A 16,454-nucleotide genomic window follows, 5' to 3' on the forward strand; every position below is an offset into this window, starting at 1 on the left:
GGGGTTACCCGCAAGCATCAGGCGTGCCAAATTTCGAAACGCTGGGGTTTAGTTAACCTCAATCGAACATACCTCCCGGCTCGCTTTGATAAGTTCACTCCTTCATCACGGTCGTCGGCAATGCGGGCGACTCATCCTGTGAACCGCGATGGGGTTTCCTGCATGCCAATGAAGCGTTTGACCGTACTCTCTGTGCTCGCCGTTGCAGCGCTCAGTTCCGGCTCCATTTTCGCCCAGACCAGTACGGTTACCCCCTCGTCGGCTGTCGGCACAATCACTCCCCCGCATTTGCTTACCCAGCTCCCGATCTTTGCGCCGGCGTCCATGCTGGCGCAGTCTGTGTTGCCGACGCCGTTGACCTTGCAGGCACCTATGCCGCAAAGCGAGTCGGCGTTGAGCATGGCTGGCGAGTTGACGCCGGCTGCCCACCTCGCCGATGACGAGCAAGAAGGCGCCATCAACAATTCCGCCGATCTGCACAAGACGCTGATCGGCCTGGCCATGAAGCTGCGTGACATCCGTTACGTGCGCGGCGGCCGCGATCCTTCCACCGGTTTCGATTGCAGCGGCTTCGTTCGCTATGTGTTCGCCCATGCGATCGGACTTGAGTTGCCGACCAACTCCGCTTCGCAGTTCCTCGCCGGCCTCAAGGTCAACCGCGCCGAGATGCAGCCGGGCGACTTGGTGTTTTTCCGCACCGCCGGGCGTCGTGGTAAAGGCCGCATTTCGCATGTCGGCATCTATATCGACCACGGTCAGTTCATTCATTCGCCGTCGCGCGGCAAGGCCGTGCGCGTGGACAACCTGGATGAAAGCTATTGGGCCAAGCGTTTCGCCGGTGCCAAGCGTCCAGAAGGCATGGCCGTCGCACAGCGCGGCTGAGCGCACAGGTTTCCGCAGTTCAAGGCCGCCCTCCGGGCGGCTTTTTTTATGCGGCGCAGAGAGTGCGATAGTGTGCGCTACCGGACATCAGAGGCTCTTATGATCGAGATCGCACCGCTTAGTCCGCCGGATCAATCGGGTTGGGAGGTCTTGGCTCGCGGCTATAAGGATTTCTACCAGACGTTTGTGCCTGACTCGGGCTACCAGGACACCTGGCAGCGGCTGATGCAGAACCGGGAGCTGCACGGCTTCGGCGCCTATCTGGACGGCAAGCTGGTCGGCATCGCGCACATCTTGTTTCACACCACGGTCTGGGTGGGTGAGTATTGCTATCTACAGGACCTGTTCGTCGATGAGCGTGCGCGTGGGCAAGGTGCTGCCCGTGCGTTGATCGACCATGTGGCTGCCATCGCCAGGAAGCGCGGCGCAGCGCGGCTCTATTGGACGACCAAGCAAGACAATAAAACGGCGCGTGCGCTCTACGACAACCTGGCCAGTTTCAACGGATTTATCCGCTACGACTACCCGCTGGTTTAGCTGTTCTGCGCGCAAACGGTTTCGGCGCGAGCCGCCGGGAGATCGTGAACAGGCTCCAAGAGCTTTTAGGCCCCCAGGCGCTGCAGCGCATCCGACTCGATGATGCGCAAGCCGGGTTCATCGTCTTGTGCGAGCCGCCATAACGCGCTGGCCAGCGTGCTTGCCTCGATACCGCTCCAGCGCTTGGGCAGGATGCGTGAGAGCGGGGCCAATCGATCGCCTAGCCGTGGCTTGGCGCGGCCGAGCAACAACGAGGGGCGCACGATGGTCAACTGCGGCCAGCCTTGCTCCTGCAGCGCTTGCTCCAATTCGCCTTTGACGCGGTTGTAGAAGACTCGCGACGTGGGGTCGGCGCCCAATGAGCTAATCAGCAAATAGTGTCGTGCCCCCAGCGTCAATGCCTGCCTGCCTAAGGCCAACGGCAGCTCGTAATCGATCATGCGAAAGGCTTCACGTGAACCCGCCTGACGAATGGTGGTACCAAGACAGCAGAAAACCGCATCGACCGTTCCACGCAGTTGCGGCACCAGACGACTCAGCACGCCCACCGGGTTCTGCAGCCGCGGATGCGCCTGCAAGGCCCGTCGCGTCGGCGCAAGCACCTGCGGCGCGGCAGGATCGTCGAGCAGCCGCTGCAATAGATGGCCGCCGGTCAAACCCGTGGCACCGGCAAGCAGGACGTGGCGTGGCGTGGTGGTCATGCGATCAGTCACTCCGGCGATAGCCCCGGTGTGCCGGGGCCAGGAGAGCACGATAGCGCGTCAGGGGCGGCGAAGTTAGCGCAGAAACGTGTGCCCCGGCCTTTACCTTATTAAAAGCTCCGTTCGCCGCGGACCCACACATTGCGCACCACCGGCATATCGCCCACCGCACGCATGCGCACCAGGTCGGCGCGATAACCCAGCCTGATCTGTCCGCGATCCTGAAAGCCCAGGGCTTGCGCCGGGTTGCCGGCGACAGTGGCGATGGCGCGCGGCATCGACCAGCCCGCCTGGGTGTGCAGCATCAAGGCGCCGTGTAGCAGGCTGGCTGGTACGTAGTCGGACGACAGCATGTCGAGGCGGTCGGTGTGGGCCAGCTCCATCGCGGCGACGTTGCCGGAGTGCGAGCCGCCGCGGACGACATTGGGGGCGCCCATTACGGTGGTCAGGCCGAGTTTGCGGGCGGCTTCGGCGGCTTCGTGGGTGGTGGGGAATTCGGAAATGCTCACGCCGATACGGTGCGCGTGTTCAACCTGTTGCACATCGGTATCGTCGTGGCTGGCCAGCACGATGTCCTTGCCTTTGGCCATCGCCAACACCGCGCTTTCGTGGCGTGAGCTAAAGGTGGCTTGTTGATCCACGCGACGGCTTACCATGTCGGTGAATTCGTCTTCGGTCCAGCTCGTGCGGTTTTTGCTGTAGTACTTGCGGTATTGCTGGATGTCGCGATATTGGCGCTGGCCGGGGGTGTGATCCATCAGCGACATCAGGCGCACGCTGCTGTGATCCATCAGTGGTTCGAGTGCTTCGAGCAGGCGTGGATAGGCCAGCTCACAGCGCAAGTGAATCCAGTGATCGGCACGCAACGCACCGCTGGCCTGGCCGGCGAGAATCGCATCGTAAGTGCCGCGCAGGGTTTCGATGCGCACGCTTTCCTCTTCGAGGTCGCCCACCGACAAAGCATCGAAGACGGTGGTGATGCCGGCGGCGACGACTTGCGCGTCATGGGTGAGCACGGCGGGCAGGGCGGGCCAGATCACGCCGGCGCGAGGCATCAGGTGTTTTTCGAGGTTGTCGGTATGCAGTTCGATCAGTCCGGGGACGACGTAGTCGCCTTCGCAGTCGATGGCGCCGGGGGCCTGGGTCGGGCCTTCGTCAATCAATCGGATAACGCCATTGCGGGCGATCAAGGTGCCGTGCAACACCGTGTTGTCGAGCACGATGCGGGCGTTGGTCAGAACGAGGTCGGTCATGGCTTCATTTTCTCTAAAGTCGGCGTCGCTAAGATTCGGTATCTCTAGTTATTCAGGCGGCTTCAAGCTGGCGCATCGGCAAGTGCTTGCATAGAAAAAAGCCGAGTAGCCACGCGATCGCGCATATCTTCGTCGTGAAAGATGCCAAGCACAGCGGAGCCGGCGCTGCGCGCCTCTTCCAGCAATTGCGCCACCACGGCGCGGTTATCGGCATCGAGCGAGGCAGTGGGCTCGTCCAGCAGCAGTATCGGGCGTCGCACGATCAAACCACGGGCAATGTTTACACGCTGCTGCTCGCCACCTGAGAAGGTGCCGGGCGGCAATCGCCACAGTCGCTCGGGGACGTTGAGTCGATGCAGCAGGGCGCCGGCCCGTTGCTGTGCTTCCACGGCCGAGGCGCCGCTTTCGATCAATGGCTCGGCCACGATATCCAGTGTCGGCACGCGTGGAATCACCCGCAGAAACTGGCTGACGTAACCCAGTGTGCGCCGGCGTACATCGAGTACTTGATGCGGCGTGGCCTGGGCCAGATCGAGCCAGTCGCTGTCATGGCGCACGCGCACCGCGCCGTGGCTGGTACGGTAGTTGGCATAAATTACCCGCAGCAACGTACTTTTGCCGGCGCCGGAAGGGCCGGAAAGTACTACGCATTCGCCGGCGTGCACATCGAGATCGAGCGCGTCGAGTACGTTCAAGCGAGCGCCGTGCTGGTGATGCAGCTCGAAGAACTTGGCGAGGCCACGAAGTTGAAGCATGAGGGGGGCGGTCATGTGGTCAGCACCGAGGAAACGAGTAGTTGGGTATAGGGGTGCTGCGGGTCGTCGAGGATCTGATCGGTCAGCCCGGTTTCGACGACGCGGCCGCCTTGCATCACCATCGTGCGCGCAGCGAGCAAACGCGCTACCGCCAGATCATGAGTGACCATGACCGCGGCCAGTCCAAGTTCGTTCACCAGCCGCCGCAACAAGTCGAGAATGCGCGCCTGCACCGAGACATCCAGGCCGGCGGTGGGTTCGTCCATAAAGACCAGGCGCGGCTGTGTCACTAGCGTGCGGGCAATCTGCAAGCGTTGCTGCATACCGCCGGAGAACCCCGTAGGCGCGTCGTCGATACGCGAAGGGTCAATCTCCACCCGCTCCAGCCAGCCCTTGGCGATGTCACGCAGACGGCCATAGTCACGCATGCCCAGCGCCATCAGTCGCTCGGCCACGTTGGCGCCGGCGCTGACATTAAGGCGCAGGCCGTCGCGGGGATTTTGCGTGACGAAGCCCCATTCCTCACGGGCCAGGCGGCGGCGATCGGCTTCGCTCAAGGCGCCGATGTCCAGCCAGCGACCATCGCGCTGGCGATAGCGAACCGTGCCGGCAGTGGGCTCCAATTGCGCGGCCACGGTGTTGAGCAGGGTCGACTTGCCCGAGCCCGATTCGCCGACGATGCATAGCAGTTCGCCGGGACGCAGATCAAAGTCCACATCCTGACAGCCGATACGCTGCCCGTAATGGCGGCTCAAGTTGCGTACTTGCAGCAGAGCATTCATGACGGCATCTCCGCCTGACGTTGGCCGCAGTAATCGGTGTCGGAGCAGACGAACATGCGCGTGCCCTGGTCATCGACGACGACTTCGTCCAGGTAACTTTTGCCGGAACCGCACAGGGCACAGGTTTCCTCCCATTGCTGGATCTCGAACGGGTGATCGTCAAAGGCCAGGCTTTCCACCTTGGTATAGGGCGGAATCGCGTAAAGACGTTTCTCGCGTCCGGCACCAAACAGCATCAAGGCCGGCGAGTGGTCCAGCTTGGGGTTATCGAACTTCGGGATCGGTGAAGGCGAGGTGAGGAAGCGGCCATCCACCAGCACCGGGTAGTCGTAACTTGTTGCGATATGCCCGTATTGAGCGATGTCTTCGTACAGCTTCACGTGCATCAATCCATAGTCGGCCAGTGCATGCAGAGTGCGGGTTTCGGCCTCGCGCGGCTCCAGCGTGCGCAGCGGCTCGGGTTCCGGTACCTGAAACACCAGAATCTGATCTTCGCGCAGCGATGTTTCGGGAATGCGATGGCGGGTCTGAATAACGCTCGCTTCGCTGGTCCGCTCGGTCGTAGCCACGCCCGCCACGCGGGAAAAGAAGCGGCGGATATTGACCGCGTTGGTGGTGTCGTCGGCGCCCTGGTCGATCACTTTCAGTACATCATCCGGCCCCAGCAGGGCAGCGGTGACCTGGATGCCGCCGGTACCCCAGCCATAAGGCAGCGGCATTTCGCGGCTGCCGAACGGTACCTGATAGCCGGGGATCGCCACCGCCTTGAGCAGCGCGCGGCGCAGCATGCGCTTGGTGTTTTCGTCGAGAAAGGCGAAGTTGTAGCTCGGCGTCATGACTGCGCCTCCACCGACAGGCGTTGATCGAATGCCTGCTCTGTAGCGACGGCATGCTCTTTAACCACGGGCTCGGCTATCGGGGTATTCGCCGTGCGCGCATGTTGTGCGCTCAAGGTGCGCAGCAGTGACAGCTCGGCTTGGAAATCCACGTAGTGCGGCAGCTTCAGATGCTGCACAAAGCCGGAGGCTTCGACGCTGTCCGAATGCGACAACACAAACTCCTGGTTTTGTGCCGGCGCATACGAGGTTTCACCCAGCTCGTCGCAGCGCAACGAACGATCGACCAGCGCCATCGACATGGCCTTGCGCTCGCTTTCGCCCATGCTCAGGCCATAGCCGCGCGTGAACTGCGGCGGCAAACCGTTACCGCCGTGAAACTGATTAATCATCTGGCACTCGGTAAGGGTGATCGAGCCGATTTCGATGGCAAAGCCCAGCTCTTCCGGGCACACCAGCACATCGACTTCGCCCATGCGGATTTCGCCGGCAAAGGGATGGCTCTCGGCGTAACCGCGTTGGGTGGAATAAGCCATGCCCAGTAGAAAACCTTCATCGCCGCGCGCCAGGTTCTGCATGCGGGTAGCCCGGTCGGCAGGGAACATCAGCGGTTCGCGGGTCAGGTCGATCGGCTCTGGATCACTGCCGGCATCGATGCGTTCAATCAACGCCTCGGCATCGAGCAAATCGAGTACGCGCGGCATCGATGCGGCGAGTGGCTCTTCCGCTTCAACGACAGTAGCCGGGATGGTCGGCCCGAATTCCAGCAAACGCTGGGTGTAGTCATAAGTGGGGCCGAGCACCTGTCCGCCAGGGACATCCTTGAACGTACCTGAGACACGCCGACGCACGCGCATTGCCGTGGTATCGAGCGCTTCGGTGTAGCCAAAGCGGGGCAGGGTGGTGCGATAAGCGCGCAGCAAAAAGATCGCTTCCAACATGTCGCCGGCGGCCTGGCGTATCGCCAGTGCGGCCAGCTCTTCGTCGTACAGCGAGCCCTCTTGCATCACCCGCGCAACGCCCAGGCGTAGCTGTTGACGGATCTGCGCCAGCTCCAGTTCCGGCACGGCGGTATCGCCGCGTCGCGCTTCGGCGAGTAATTCCAGCGAACGGGCGATCGCCTGCTCGCCGCCTTTCACGGCAACGTACATTCAACTCTCCAGCGTGCGGGTCGTACGCGGCAGTGCGGCCACGTGGTTGGCGCTAACGAAATACACATCGATGCCCAGCGGCAGCAGCGCGGCCATGGCGGCGCGTTGTTGCCAGAAGCGCTGGGGCAGGCCATCAATCGAAAGCTGTGCGCTATCGCGAATGCCGGGGCCGGTAAAGCGTGCGCCGGCATCGGTACGAAACCCCGCCACTTGTACGATCAGGCTGGCCGAGCGATCGGGATAGCGCATGTCGCCGTGCGCAAAGGCTTCCAGCGGCGGCATGGATGCAGGTTCCGAAATCAACGCGAAATCCGCTTCGGCAGGCTTTTCGACCAGCCGAGTGCCGGTATGGAAACGCAAGTGTTGCGCCGCCTCCTCGTTCGGCTGCTGCAGCCATACCGCGGTGGTGGTGTCGCATAGCGTCAGCAGCACGGCCATGGCGGCCGGCGCGATCGGTGCGGGCGAAGGCGGCAGCAGCGGCAGCTCGCGTGGCTGCATCGGGCGGGCCATCGCTTGCAATAGCTCGCGGAAATTGCGCTGGCTGTCGAAAACGGGATCAGCAAAAGCGGCAAGCATTATTCACCCCTCACGACAGTAAAGAACTCCACCTTGCTGGCGGCGGCCTTGCGGCTGGCCGCTTCGCGCCGCGCCTGCAGGGCCAGCCGCAGCGGTTCCAGTACGCGCTCGCTAAGACGCGGGCGCTGCTCGTTGTCCTGCAATAGCGCATCGGCATAGGCGGCCAGTTCGGCGTGGCGGGTATGGCCGCCGCGCACCCAGGCGTGGCCGATACGAGTGCCGACCTGCACGCTGCAGCGGGTTACGGTGATTTCGCCGAGATTGAATTGCGGGCCAGTGCCACCGACACGGCCGCGCAACATATACAAGCCAGTCTGTGGCGGTCGCAGCCAGGTGATATCGGCGGGCAGAGCGAATGCTTCCATCGCTGCGGCCAGCTCGGCTGGCTCGGCCTGCGCCAGCAATGACATCCATTGCGCGCGTGCCAAGTGGGGGGAGGAGTCCATGTGGGTTCCTTGGTTTGTCACATTTGTCTAGTTATCTATACAGGCCGGGGCGTGGGGACCCCTTGCAAGACACATTTCAGCAGGCCAGCGTGCCGCTGCCGTGACGGTGAATAGACAGGCGGGTGAACTGGTATGAGGGCAGTGGCATGAGTGAAATCGAACGGGGGCGCGGTATCGCGCTATGGAGTCAGATCGGCGAGATCCTCGCCGAGGACATCCTCAAAGGGCGCTTGCGCCAGGGCGACCAGCTACCATCGGCACAGGAGCTGGCAGCTCGCTTCGACGTCAACCGGCACACGGTACGCCGGGCCATGGCGGCATTGGAGCAGCGCAACCTGGTGCGCACCGAGCAAGGGCGCGGCACCTTTGTGCAGGAACAGACGCTGGATTACGCGATCAGCAAGCGCACCCGCTTCACCCAAAATATGCGCAATCTCAATGTCGAGGCCGATATCGAGATTCTTGAGGATGCTCGCGAGATCCCGCCGACCCAGGTTGCCGAAGCCCTGGGGCTGGGGCGCAGCGAATATGTTTATCGCATCGACACCTTGAGTCATGCCGATGGGCATATCGTCGATCACAGCACGGCTTATTTTCCCGCAATGCGCTTTCCTGGCCTGCCCGAGGTGTATCGGCGTCTACAGTCGGTTACCCGCACGTTGAGCGAGTTCGGCGTCAACGATTATGTGCGCAAGCACACGCGTGTTTCCGCGCGATTGCCCGAAGCGGCCACCGCCAAGCTGATGAAGCAATTACCGAATCGACCCGTGCTGCATGTGCAATCGATCAATGCCGATCCACGCGGCATGCCTGTGCAATACGGCATCACGCGCTTCTCCGGCGATTGGGTGCAACTTATCTTAATGGCGGACGATTGATGCGCTACGCGATTTACTACTGCCCCGCAGCGGGTAGCGAACTGGATCGTTTTGGTCAGGACTGGTTGGCGACCAGTGAATTGCCTGGCATTACTTCAGCGCGAATAGGCGAGCTATTACGCGATGCGCGACGCTACGGCTGGCATGCGACTATCCATGCGCCGTTCGTACTGACTGCTGGCATGAGTTACCAAGATCTGCGCCAGGCCGTTGCGGCCGTCGCGCAGAGCTTTACTCCCTTTGCGCTGCCCCTGAAGCTCGATCGGTTGGCCGGTTTTCTAGCTCTGCGCCCGTCGAGTGAGCATGTTGCGATAGATGCGTTGGCGGCGGCGTGCGTGCAGGCACTTGAGCCGATGCGGGCGCTGATCGACGAGCTGGCGAAACAGCGCCGTGCCATGGGTCTGGATGCCACCGAACTCGCCTTGCTGAATCGCTACGGTTACCCCTACGTACTCGATCGCTATCGCTTTCATATGACCTTGTCGGCGCCGGCTACGCCGCTTGAAGAGCAAATCCTGCACCAGGCGCTGGAGCCGCTAGTGACAAAGCTTTCATCGGCGCTGATCGATACTTTATCCATCTGCCGCGAAGCCTCGCCGGGCGCGGATTTCGAACTGATTGAACGGATGCCATTGCGCATGGAGAAGAGGGCGTGAACGAAGGGCGTCTGTACTACGTAATGGGTCCGTCCGGCGCAGGTAAAGACAGCGTGCTGGGCTGGGTGCGCGAGCATGGCATTCCTCATGGTGTGCTTTGCGCACATCGCTATATCACCCGGCCCGCGCATGCCGGAGGCGAAAACCACGTCGCGCTGAGCGATGCGGAATTTCAATCGCGCACACATCGTGGCCTGTTCGCGCTGACCTGGCAGGCGCATGGATTGCACTACGGTATCGGCCGCGAGATCGAGCACTGGATGGGTCGCGGCGCCGATGTATTGGTCAACGGTTCGCGCGATGCCTACACTCTGGCTTGCGAGCGCTTCCCTGCCATGCAGCCTGTGTTGATTACCGCCAATCGCGATGTCATCGCCGCGCGCCTGACGGCACGCGGGCGTGAGACGACGGCCGACATCGCTGCCCGATTAGCGCGATGCGATGCTTATCAAGCACCGTTGGGCGCATGGGTGATTCATAACAACGGCAGCGTGGCTGAGGCCGGGGCCACCTTGCTGGAAGCGATCTATAAGTCGGGCGCGGTGGCCGAGCGAGACGGCAATGCTAAAAATAAGAGTGGCTCAAGGCCGTGTTGAGTCCAGCATCAAAAGCTTGTTGTCCTTCAATATCACCTGTTTTTTCTTGACAGGCGAGTCACCGGGCAGCAACAGGTCGAAGCTTGCAATAACGGGCGAAACGCCTGTTTTCAAGGCGTGCCGCGGGTCATAGCCCTGATCCGACGCCAGTGAAATGTTCTTCAGGCAACTTTGAATAAGCAGGCGGTCGAGTAAGCGCAGGGATCGTTCCTTTCTCTCCACTAGAAGCATGTAGTCCTCATCGCCTGCACCACAGTAGCCACGCCCCCCTGCATTCGGGGCCGACGGTATTCTCACGTAGATGACGGCGCTATTTTCGGCCTCGCTATTTTCGGCCTTGGGCAATGCGGCATCCACGGCGAAGAAATCATCGGACTGATCGATTGGCGCGCTGATTCTCGGGTCCAGCTTAAGCGCGCCATGCTCGTCCTTTGCCAGCACCTTGTCGTGCGCTTTGCATAATTCGTAGCTGCCCGCCGACGATCTCAGCTTTAAGCAGTCTGCGTGCGCACCAGCGGCGAGAAGTATGGACAGCAAAAAACTGATCGTGGCGAAGATATTTCTCACAGTGCTTCCGTATGTTTTCAGGCGACCTTTTCTATCCTCTCTTCGTTCGGGGAGGAGGGGGCGTCAAGGCTTTGAATCGTGGGTCAGCGGCAACACATCCTGTACCAGGCTTAGCAGAAATTTCCCGGATTCCTCTTCAAACAAGATGTGCGAAGAGTCTTCGAACCAGACCATTTTCTTCTGTGGTGCTTTCACATTGGCAAACCACTGGCTGGCCAGCGTGGCCGATACCGTGAGGTCGTGACGGCCATGAAAAAGTATGACCGGGCAGCCGAATTGCGTGGTGTCGGTGAAATCGACTTTCATCAACTCCGTCCATAGCAATGGGATGCTGAACGCAATGCCGGCATTACGGGCTTCGAGATCCTTGGCGTCGTAATCGGGGCTGATCGACATCAACTGCGGATCGTGACCGGTTTTCTCGCCATGAAAATAACCGCCATAGCGTGACATCCATTGGCGGTCGACACCGAGCTTGCCGATGGCTTTTTTGACAGCTTCCGCATTGGTGAGGTCGGGGTCGGGGTAGGGCGCGATACTTTCCAATGCCTTGATCGCCTCGGTATTGCCGTCGCGTCGCGCTGCATCCAAGGTCGTCTGATAACCCATCGCCTCGCTCTGCTGCATATTCACTACCTGGCCCACGCCGACATAGGCATAGAACCAGTCCGGGTGACGTTGCGCCAGCTTGACGCCGAGTACACTGCCCCACGAGTGGCCGACCAATACGATTTTCGGCTTGTTATAGGTCTTGCGCAGCCAGGCGATCAGCTCCTCGGCATCGGCCAGCATGCGCTCGCCGCTCATGGTCGGCGCGATCTTCGCCGGATCATTTTCCCGATAGGTTTTGCCGGCGCCGCGCTGATCCCATTGCACGACGGTGAAATACTCTTCCCATGGGCCGGCATAGCTGTAACTCGCGGGCATCGAGGTCAGCGAAGGGCCGCCGTGGAGAAACAACAAAATGGGATTGTCCCGATGCCGGCCGCGCACCGAGATCCACTGCCGAATACCGCCAATCTCCACCGTGGTCATATTCTCGATGCCATCGGGGGTAACGATCTTGCGAACGTTGCGCAGAATGGTCGCGGCATCGGGAGGCGGATTGGCGGCCGGCTTGGCGGGTGTATCCGCAGAGGCCGTGCCAACCATCGTAAGCAGCGCCATCGCAGCGCAGATAAACCATCGGCGTGTGGTATGAGCAGATATCGACACGGGTATTCCCTGAGCTGGCGCGGCTGCCAGCGCGCATCATGCCATCGGCAATAATGCCGCGACTGTGCCGGTCGCCATGGCCATAGGTCTTAGAGCCTGTTCAAAGTCTCCCCGTGGCCCGCGCCGGGAGCTGTTTGCACGCAGGACAAGGAAGAACGAAAGAGTGTACGTCGGTACACGACTGAGTGATGACGCGGTCATGGGTGCAAACAGCCCCGGCCCGAAGGGTTGAGCCGCTGTGGCCGCCATGCGCCAGCGCGCGGCTTGACCTGACGGCCAGTCAGGCGCTGCGCCACGCACTACCACCTGGCGGCCACAGCAGCTCAACGCGGGCTACGGGGAGACTTTGAACAGGCTCTTAGGCCGGTGTCGGCAGCCCTGCCGGCACGCTGGCTTGCCGCGCCTTGGTCTTGAAATAGATCGCCGAGCTCAAGGTAATCAGCATGCCGATGCTCGATAGCGTAACTACCGTATCGGCGTAGAACGTCGCCCAGGACAAATGCATGCCGCCGAATTCCTTGAACAGGATGATGGCGACACTGCCCAGATAGCCGCTGGAGTCGGCGATATACATCACAAAGCCCACATTGCCGGCGACGCGAAAGGTCGCCAGCATGCGTTCGAAAAAGGTGGAGTTGTAAGGCACGTAGGCGAGGTACAGGCCAAAGCCGCTGCCGCCGATCCAACCCAGGGAATCGAGCTTGCCGATGCTATGCAACCAGGTAGCCAGCACCGCGGTAGCGAAGCCGATAAAGATCAGCAGGTGATTGAGCATCAACGCTTTCAAGTTGTCGCGCACGGCCATGGTGCAGGCGGTAATCAACAGTACGGCGATGGCGATGGGTACTTCGGTGGCGGTAAATACCGAAGCATCGCCGCCACGGCCCAGGTCGGCCCAGATCTCCGCCGCGAAGTTGTCGCGAAAATCGCGAGCAATCGTCAACGCCACATAAGCCACCACGATCATCGCCACACCAGGCAGAAAGCGCAGTAGAAAAGCACGCCGACTGCGGGCGTCCATCGGCACCCGTGCACTGCGCGCGGCGATATCGGCGGCACTCGGCGGCGGTAGGCGCTCCAGCATCCATACCGACAAACACAGCGATGGCACAAACAGCAGTGCCGTGGCGAACGGCATCCAGAATTCGCTGACGCCATGGCTCACCATCAGCCACATGCCGATCGACTTCACCACGCCGGAGGCGACGATAAAGCTGGCGCACATGCAGGCGGCCATCAGCTCGGTACCGCGACGGCCTTCCAGATAGCCAAAGATCACGCCCCACACCATGCCCAGCGGCAGGCCGTTGAGAAACAGAAAAGCGATGTTCCACGGTGCCGGCGTTAACGCGAAGCCCAGCAAAGCCACCCAGGCGAAGCCGATCAGCCCGGCCAGGGCACGGGCCCGACTGTGCCGCTGCATTTCGGCGATCCAGGTAATGCCGCGAAACTTGCTCAGCATGTAGCCCAGCACCTGTGCGATCACCAGCCACACTTTGTAATCCACGCCGGCGAAATGCATGCCCTCGAACGAGGCGGCCGTGAACGGCTTGCGGAACGCATACATCGACGCGTAGGCCAGAAAGGCCGCGCCACCGGCCAACAAGTGGGCGATAACCGGATGTCGGTTAGGGCCAGATAACCAAGAAACCACGCGCACGCAGGCAATCCTCAGGGGAGTGCCTGGCAGCGTGGCGGCCGCAGGTTACAGTGCTGTGGCGATGTCTAGGTGGGTACTTGGGCGTGTTGGAGCGTTTTTAGCTGTTATCGCAAGCACCCGACCCCTCCCCAACCCTCCCCTGCATGCAGGGGAGGGGGCCGAATAAGGTGAGTTTGTTTGTCATTCCTCCCCCTGCGTGTCCCGAATTGGAAGAGGGGCTTGCGGCAAGATTGCATCCCTATAATCGATACCAGGGCGTCTATTTGCGCTCAGCCGAACTGGCGTCGCGTGCCGCGCGGAACTCGGAGTCTTTGCTCCAGTTCGGCCAGGTATTCGAATTGGCCAGATCACTACCCAGCGTGTAGAGAATCTGCAGGTCGCGCGCCATGCCGGTAAACGACCAGCTCGCCTGCCATTCGTCGGCCGGCTGGTGGTAATGATTGGCGTTGTATTCGTCTTCGGCGGCCTTGCCAGCGGCGAGGCCGCCGTCCACCCAGTCGTCGCCTGAGCTGAACGAAACCGCCGGCACACCGCGCTTGGCGAAGGAGAAGTGATCCGAGCGGAAGAAGTGGCCTGCTTCCGGCTTCGGATCAGGCGCATAGGTTAGATCCCACTTCTTTGCCGTAGCGGTCAGCTCGTCGAGCAGATCGAGCTTGGCGCTGCCGGAGATCGTGAAGTTGCGCGCCGGGCCGTGCGGATCGAGTGCGTCCATATTGAGTACGCCGACCGTTTTGCCCAGCGAATAGAGCGGCTTGGAGGCGTAGTACTCCGAGCCGAGCAAACCTTTTTCTTCGGCGGTGACATTGAGAAACACGATCGATCGCTGCGGTCGCGGCGCCTTGGCGAATGCACGCGCCAGTTCGATCAAGGCCGCCGTGCCGGTGGCGTTGTCCACTGCACCGTTATAGATCCGGTCGCCCTTGGCGTCGGGCTCACCGATGCCGAGGTGATCCCAATGCGCGCTATAAATGACCGTTTCGTCCGGCCGTTTGCTGCCATCCAGGCGACCCACGATGTTGTGCGAAGTAATCACCTTCGCATCCACTTTGTAATTCGCCGAGAAGCTCTCGCCCTTCAGTACTACCGGCTTGAACTCGCGCGTCTGCGCCTGCTTTTTCAGTACTTCGAAATCCAGGCCCGCCTGCTTGAACAGCTCGACCGCGAGATCGCGCTGAATCCAGCCTTCCAACTGCGGATGTACCGAGGCGGGGTGATCGCGGACGATATCGAACATGGTGTTGGCGTTCGAGTTCTTCACTGTCGCCCAACCGTAAGAAGCCGGCGCGGTCTCGTGTACGATCAACACACCGGCCGCACCGCGTCGTGCGGCTTCCTCGTATTTGTAAGTCCAGCGGCCGTAATAAGTCATCGCCTTGCCGCCGAAATCGCCAACGCCGGTTTCAAAATCCGGGTCGTTAATCAGCACCACAGCGATCTTGCCGTGCAGGTCGAGCCCCTTGAAGTCGTCCCATTGGCGTTCCGGCGCGGTTACGCCGTAGCCCACGAAAACCAGCGGCGCGTCGGCGATCGACACCGACTTGGAGCCATCCAGCGGTGCGCGCACGGCAATCTCGTTGCCCTGGGTCAATGCACGATTTTTACCGTCGAGCTTCAGCGTCAGCGTTGGCGTACCGACGATCTCGGCGCGCAGCAGCGGCACTGCCTGCGTCCACGTCCGCTTGCCATTCTTCAAATCGCCACCGGGCTGCAAGCCCGCCGCCTTCATCTGCCCGATCACATAGTCGACCGTCTTGGTCTCGCCAGCCGTAGCCGGGCCGCGACCTTCAAAGGCATCGGAGGAAAGTGTCTTTACATCAGCAGACAAACGCTGCGGATCGAACGTCGGCGCATCGACCGCCGATACGGCGGTGGCGATGGATAAGGCGAGGGTGGACAGAACCAGTCGTTTCACGGGCAGCTACCTGTGGGGGAATCTCTGCCGATAGTAGATAGCTGATGTGCCTTGGGTCTAGCGTTTGCGCTTTTTCGGAATCGTCTGAATGGCACGGCCCCTTTCGCTGCCTATGCTTGGCAGGTCCAGTGACCAAGCGGCCCACGCACGCTGGACGAGTGGACGATATGGCCCATGGATGGGCTTCTCGCTGCCTGCGTGCGTACATCACCCAGTAATCCTCAAGCGTGGCGTATAACGTGTGTGCGAAAGGCTATTGTGGATTTGCCCACCAGGGCCACGATTCTGTTAGAGCAGGCTTGCCGATAGCGAAGACGTCCTGATGATCGGCCCAGCCACGTTCGCTGTAGTGAAGTAAGCGCGTGTCAGGGATTTGTTCGATGTCTCCGATTGTGACGTGCGGCCGGGCCATTGAGATCCCATAAGTCCCTTCGATATAGGCGTGATTTTCCTTCGCCTGATAGTCGCAATATCCGTAGCCTGACTTGCGATAACCCTCCATCACGGTATTCCACCCTTCGGGCGAAATGTAGGGATAGTGTTGATAGACGTGTTCGCTCCAACGTCCATGAGTGGTGCCGACCAGCACCCCTTTGGGGCTTAGGAATTTAGCCAGGTGCTCTAGCCATGCGCGCGCGATATCCCGAGACACATGAGTGAATAGTGACCCAACCCAGATCAGATCATACGTCGTGTCGAACTGCATGGTGGTCAGAGCTTCACGCGAAAGAAGCGGTCGGGCACCAAAGGTTTTGGCGCAAAATGCTATGCCGTCTTGATCGAGATCACAGGCATCGAACATTGCCTCAGGGAAAAGCTTCACCAAGTGGCGAAGCACGCGTCCGTGACCGCATGGGATGTCGAGCACCCGGGTGATTTCATCAACATCGCTGGATTGCCATGCAAGCAATATGGCGTTCATCGCGCTTATGCCGACTCTTTTGTAACCTGGGTCGAACATGGAGTCATTTGGGGAAACGGTCTCATCGACCGATGAATTGCGATAACGCGCGAGTGCCTGAGCCACCAGATCGAAAGACGCCATCATTTG

At 60.8% G+C, this 16,454-nt stretch carries 18 protein-coding genes; 5 read left to right on the top strand and 13 right to left on the bottom strand.

Features of this window, described 5'->3' with window-relative positions; all coding sequences use genetic code 11:
• The first annotated feature begins 162 nt into the window (after positions 1-162).
• Together DVJ77_RS06715 and DVJ77_RS06720 are read left to right on the top strand one after the other, a co-directional pair.
• Positions 163-882: a C40 family peptidase gene (locus DVJ77_RS06715; protein WP_114844671.1), complete on the top strand. Its 720-nt coding sequence runs from the start codon at positions 163-165 to the stop codon at positions 880-882.
• A gap of 99 nt (positions 883-981) precedes the next feature.
• Entirely contained in the window at positions 982-1,419 is a 438-nt protein-coding gene (locus DVJ77_RS06720) for a GNAT family N-acetyltransferase (protein WP_114844672.1), read from the top strand.
• A gap of 65 nt (positions 1,420-1,484) precedes the next feature.
• Here the strand turns inward: DVJ77_RS06720 and DVJ77_RS06725 are convergent, their stop codons facing one another.
• From DVJ77_RS06725 to phnG, 8 genes are all read right to left on the bottom strand, one after another.
• Entirely contained in the window at positions 1,485-2,120 is a 636-nt protein-coding gene (locus DVJ77_RS06725) for a Rossmann-fold NAD(P)-binding domain-containing protein (protein ID WP_114844673.1), read from the bottom strand.
• 110 nt (positions 2,121-2,230) lie between these two features.
• The gene (locus DVJ77_RS06730; RefSeq protein WP_114844674.1) at positions 2,231-3,373 is read right to left on the bottom strand and encodes an alpha-D-ribose 1-methylphosphonate 5-triphosphate diphosphatase; all 1,143 of its coding nucleotides are present in this window, start codon (positions 3,371-3,373) and stop codon (positions 2,231-2,233) included.
• 62 nt (positions 3,374-3,435) lie between these two features.
• Positions 3,436-4,128 (bottom strand): phosphonate C-P lyase system protein PhnL, encoded by a 693-nt coding sequence (gene phnL, locus DVJ77_RS06735; RefSeq protein ID WP_225427858.1) that lies wholly within the window; start codon positions 4,126-4,128, stop codon positions 3,436-3,438.
• Positions 4,129-4,139: 11 nt separating this feature from the next.
• On the bottom strand, positions 4,140-4,910 hold the full coding sequence (gene phnK, locus DVJ77_RS06740) for a phosphonate C-P lyase system protein PhnK (protein WP_114844676.1): 771 nt from the start codon (positions 4,908-4,910) through the stop codon (positions 4,140-4,142).
• Positions 4,907-5,746, bottom strand: a complete 840-nt coding sequence (locus tag DVJ77_RS06745; RefSeq protein ID WP_114844677.1) for an alpha-D-ribose 1-methylphosphonate 5-phosphate C-P-lyase PhnJ — start codon at positions 5,744-5,746, stop codon at positions 4,907-4,909. Before DVJ77_RS06745 ends, phnK begins: the two co-directional genes overlap by 4 nt.
• The gene (locus DVJ77_RS06750) at positions 5,743-6,897 is read right to left on the bottom strand and encodes a carbon-phosphorus lyase complex subunit (RefSeq protein ID WP_114844678.1); all 1,155 of its coding nucleotides are present in this window, start codon (positions 6,895-6,897) and stop codon (positions 5,743-5,745) included. Before DVJ77_RS06750 ends, DVJ77_RS06745 begins: the two co-directional genes overlap by 4 nt.
• The gene (gene phnH / locus DVJ77_RS06755; protein WP_114844679.1) at positions 6,898-7,473 is read right to left on the bottom strand and encodes a phosphonate C-P lyase system protein PhnH; all 576 of its coding nucleotides are present in this window, start codon (positions 7,471-7,473) and stop codon (positions 6,898-6,900) included.
• On the bottom strand, positions 7,473-7,919 hold the full coding sequence (gene phnG / locus DVJ77_RS06760) for a phosphonate C-P lyase system protein PhnG (RefSeq protein ID WP_114844680.1): 447 nt from the start codon (positions 7,917-7,919) through the stop codon (positions 7,473-7,475). Before phnG ends, phnH begins: the two co-directional genes overlap by 1 nt.
• A 146-nt stretch (positions 7,920-8,065) precedes the next feature.
• Between phnG and phnF the strand changes: the two genes are divergently transcribed.
• Genes phnF through phnN form a run of 3 tightly spaced genes read left to right on the top strand, consistent with a single transcriptional unit; the run spans position 8,066 to position 10,049 of the window.
• Positions 8,066-8,797, top strand: coding sequence for a phosphonate metabolism transcriptional regulator PhnF (phnF, locus tag DVJ77_RS06765; RefSeq protein WP_114844681.1), 732 nt, complete (start codon positions 8,066-8,068; stop codon positions 8,795-8,797).
• Positions 8,797-9,453: a DUF1045 domain-containing protein gene (locus DVJ77_RS06770; RefSeq protein ID WP_114844682.1), complete on the top strand. Its 657-nt coding sequence runs from the start codon at positions 8,797-8,799 to the stop codon at positions 9,451-9,453. The genes phnF and DVJ77_RS06770 overlap by 1 nt, the downstream gene beginning before the upstream one ends.
• Complete coding sequence (gene phnN, locus DVJ77_RS06775; protein ID WP_114844683.1) at positions 9,450-10,049, top strand: phosphonate metabolism protein/1,5-bisphosphokinase (PRPP-forming) PhnN; 600 nt, start codon at positions 9,450-9,452, stop codon at positions 10,047-10,049. Before DVJ77_RS06770 ends, phnN begins: the two co-directional genes overlap by 4 nt.
• Here the strand turns inward: phnN and DVJ77_RS06780 are convergent.
• From DVJ77_RS06780 to DVJ77_RS06800, 5 genes are all read right to left on the bottom strand, one after another.
• A complete protein-coding gene (locus DVJ77_RS06780) occupies positions 10,035-10,616 on the bottom strand; it encodes a hypothetical protein (protein WP_114844684.1) in 582 nt (193 codons plus the stop codon). The two genes, phnN and DVJ77_RS06780, sit on opposite strands and share 15 nt — an antisense overlap.
• A gap of 63 nt (positions 10,617-10,679) precedes the next feature.
• Positions 10,680-11,831, bottom strand: a complete 1,152-nt coding sequence (locus DVJ77_RS06785) for an alpha/beta fold hydrolase (protein WP_162791395.1) — start codon at positions 11,829-11,831, stop codon at positions 10,680-10,682.
• Positions 11,832-12,189: 358 nt separating this feature from the next.
• Positions 12,190-13,491: a DUF5690 family protein gene (locus DVJ77_RS06790; RefSeq protein WP_114844686.1), complete on the bottom strand. Its 1,302-nt coding sequence runs from the start codon at positions 13,489-13,491 to the stop codon at positions 12,190-12,192.
• A 259-nt stretch (positions 13,492-13,750) separates the two neighbouring features.
• Positions 13,751-15,394: a M28 family metallopeptidase gene (locus tag DVJ77_RS06795; protein ID WP_380037940.1), complete on the bottom strand. Its 1,644-nt coding sequence runs from the start codon at positions 15,392-15,394 to the stop codon at positions 13,751-13,753.
• Between the two features lie 262 nt (positions 15,395-15,656).
• The gene (locus DVJ77_RS06800; RefSeq protein WP_162791396.1) at positions 15,657-16,448 is read right to left on the bottom strand and encodes a class I SAM-dependent methyltransferase; all 792 of its coding nucleotides are present in this window, start codon (positions 16,446-16,448) and stop codon (positions 15,657-15,659) included.
• Positions 16,449-16,454: the final 6 nt, after the last annotated feature.

Source organism: Dyella tabacisoli, assembly GCF_003350925.1.
Classification (GTDB): domain Bacteria; phylum Pseudomonadota; class Gammaproteobacteria; order Xanthomonadales; family Rhodanobacteraceae; genus Dyella_C; species Dyella_C tabacisoli.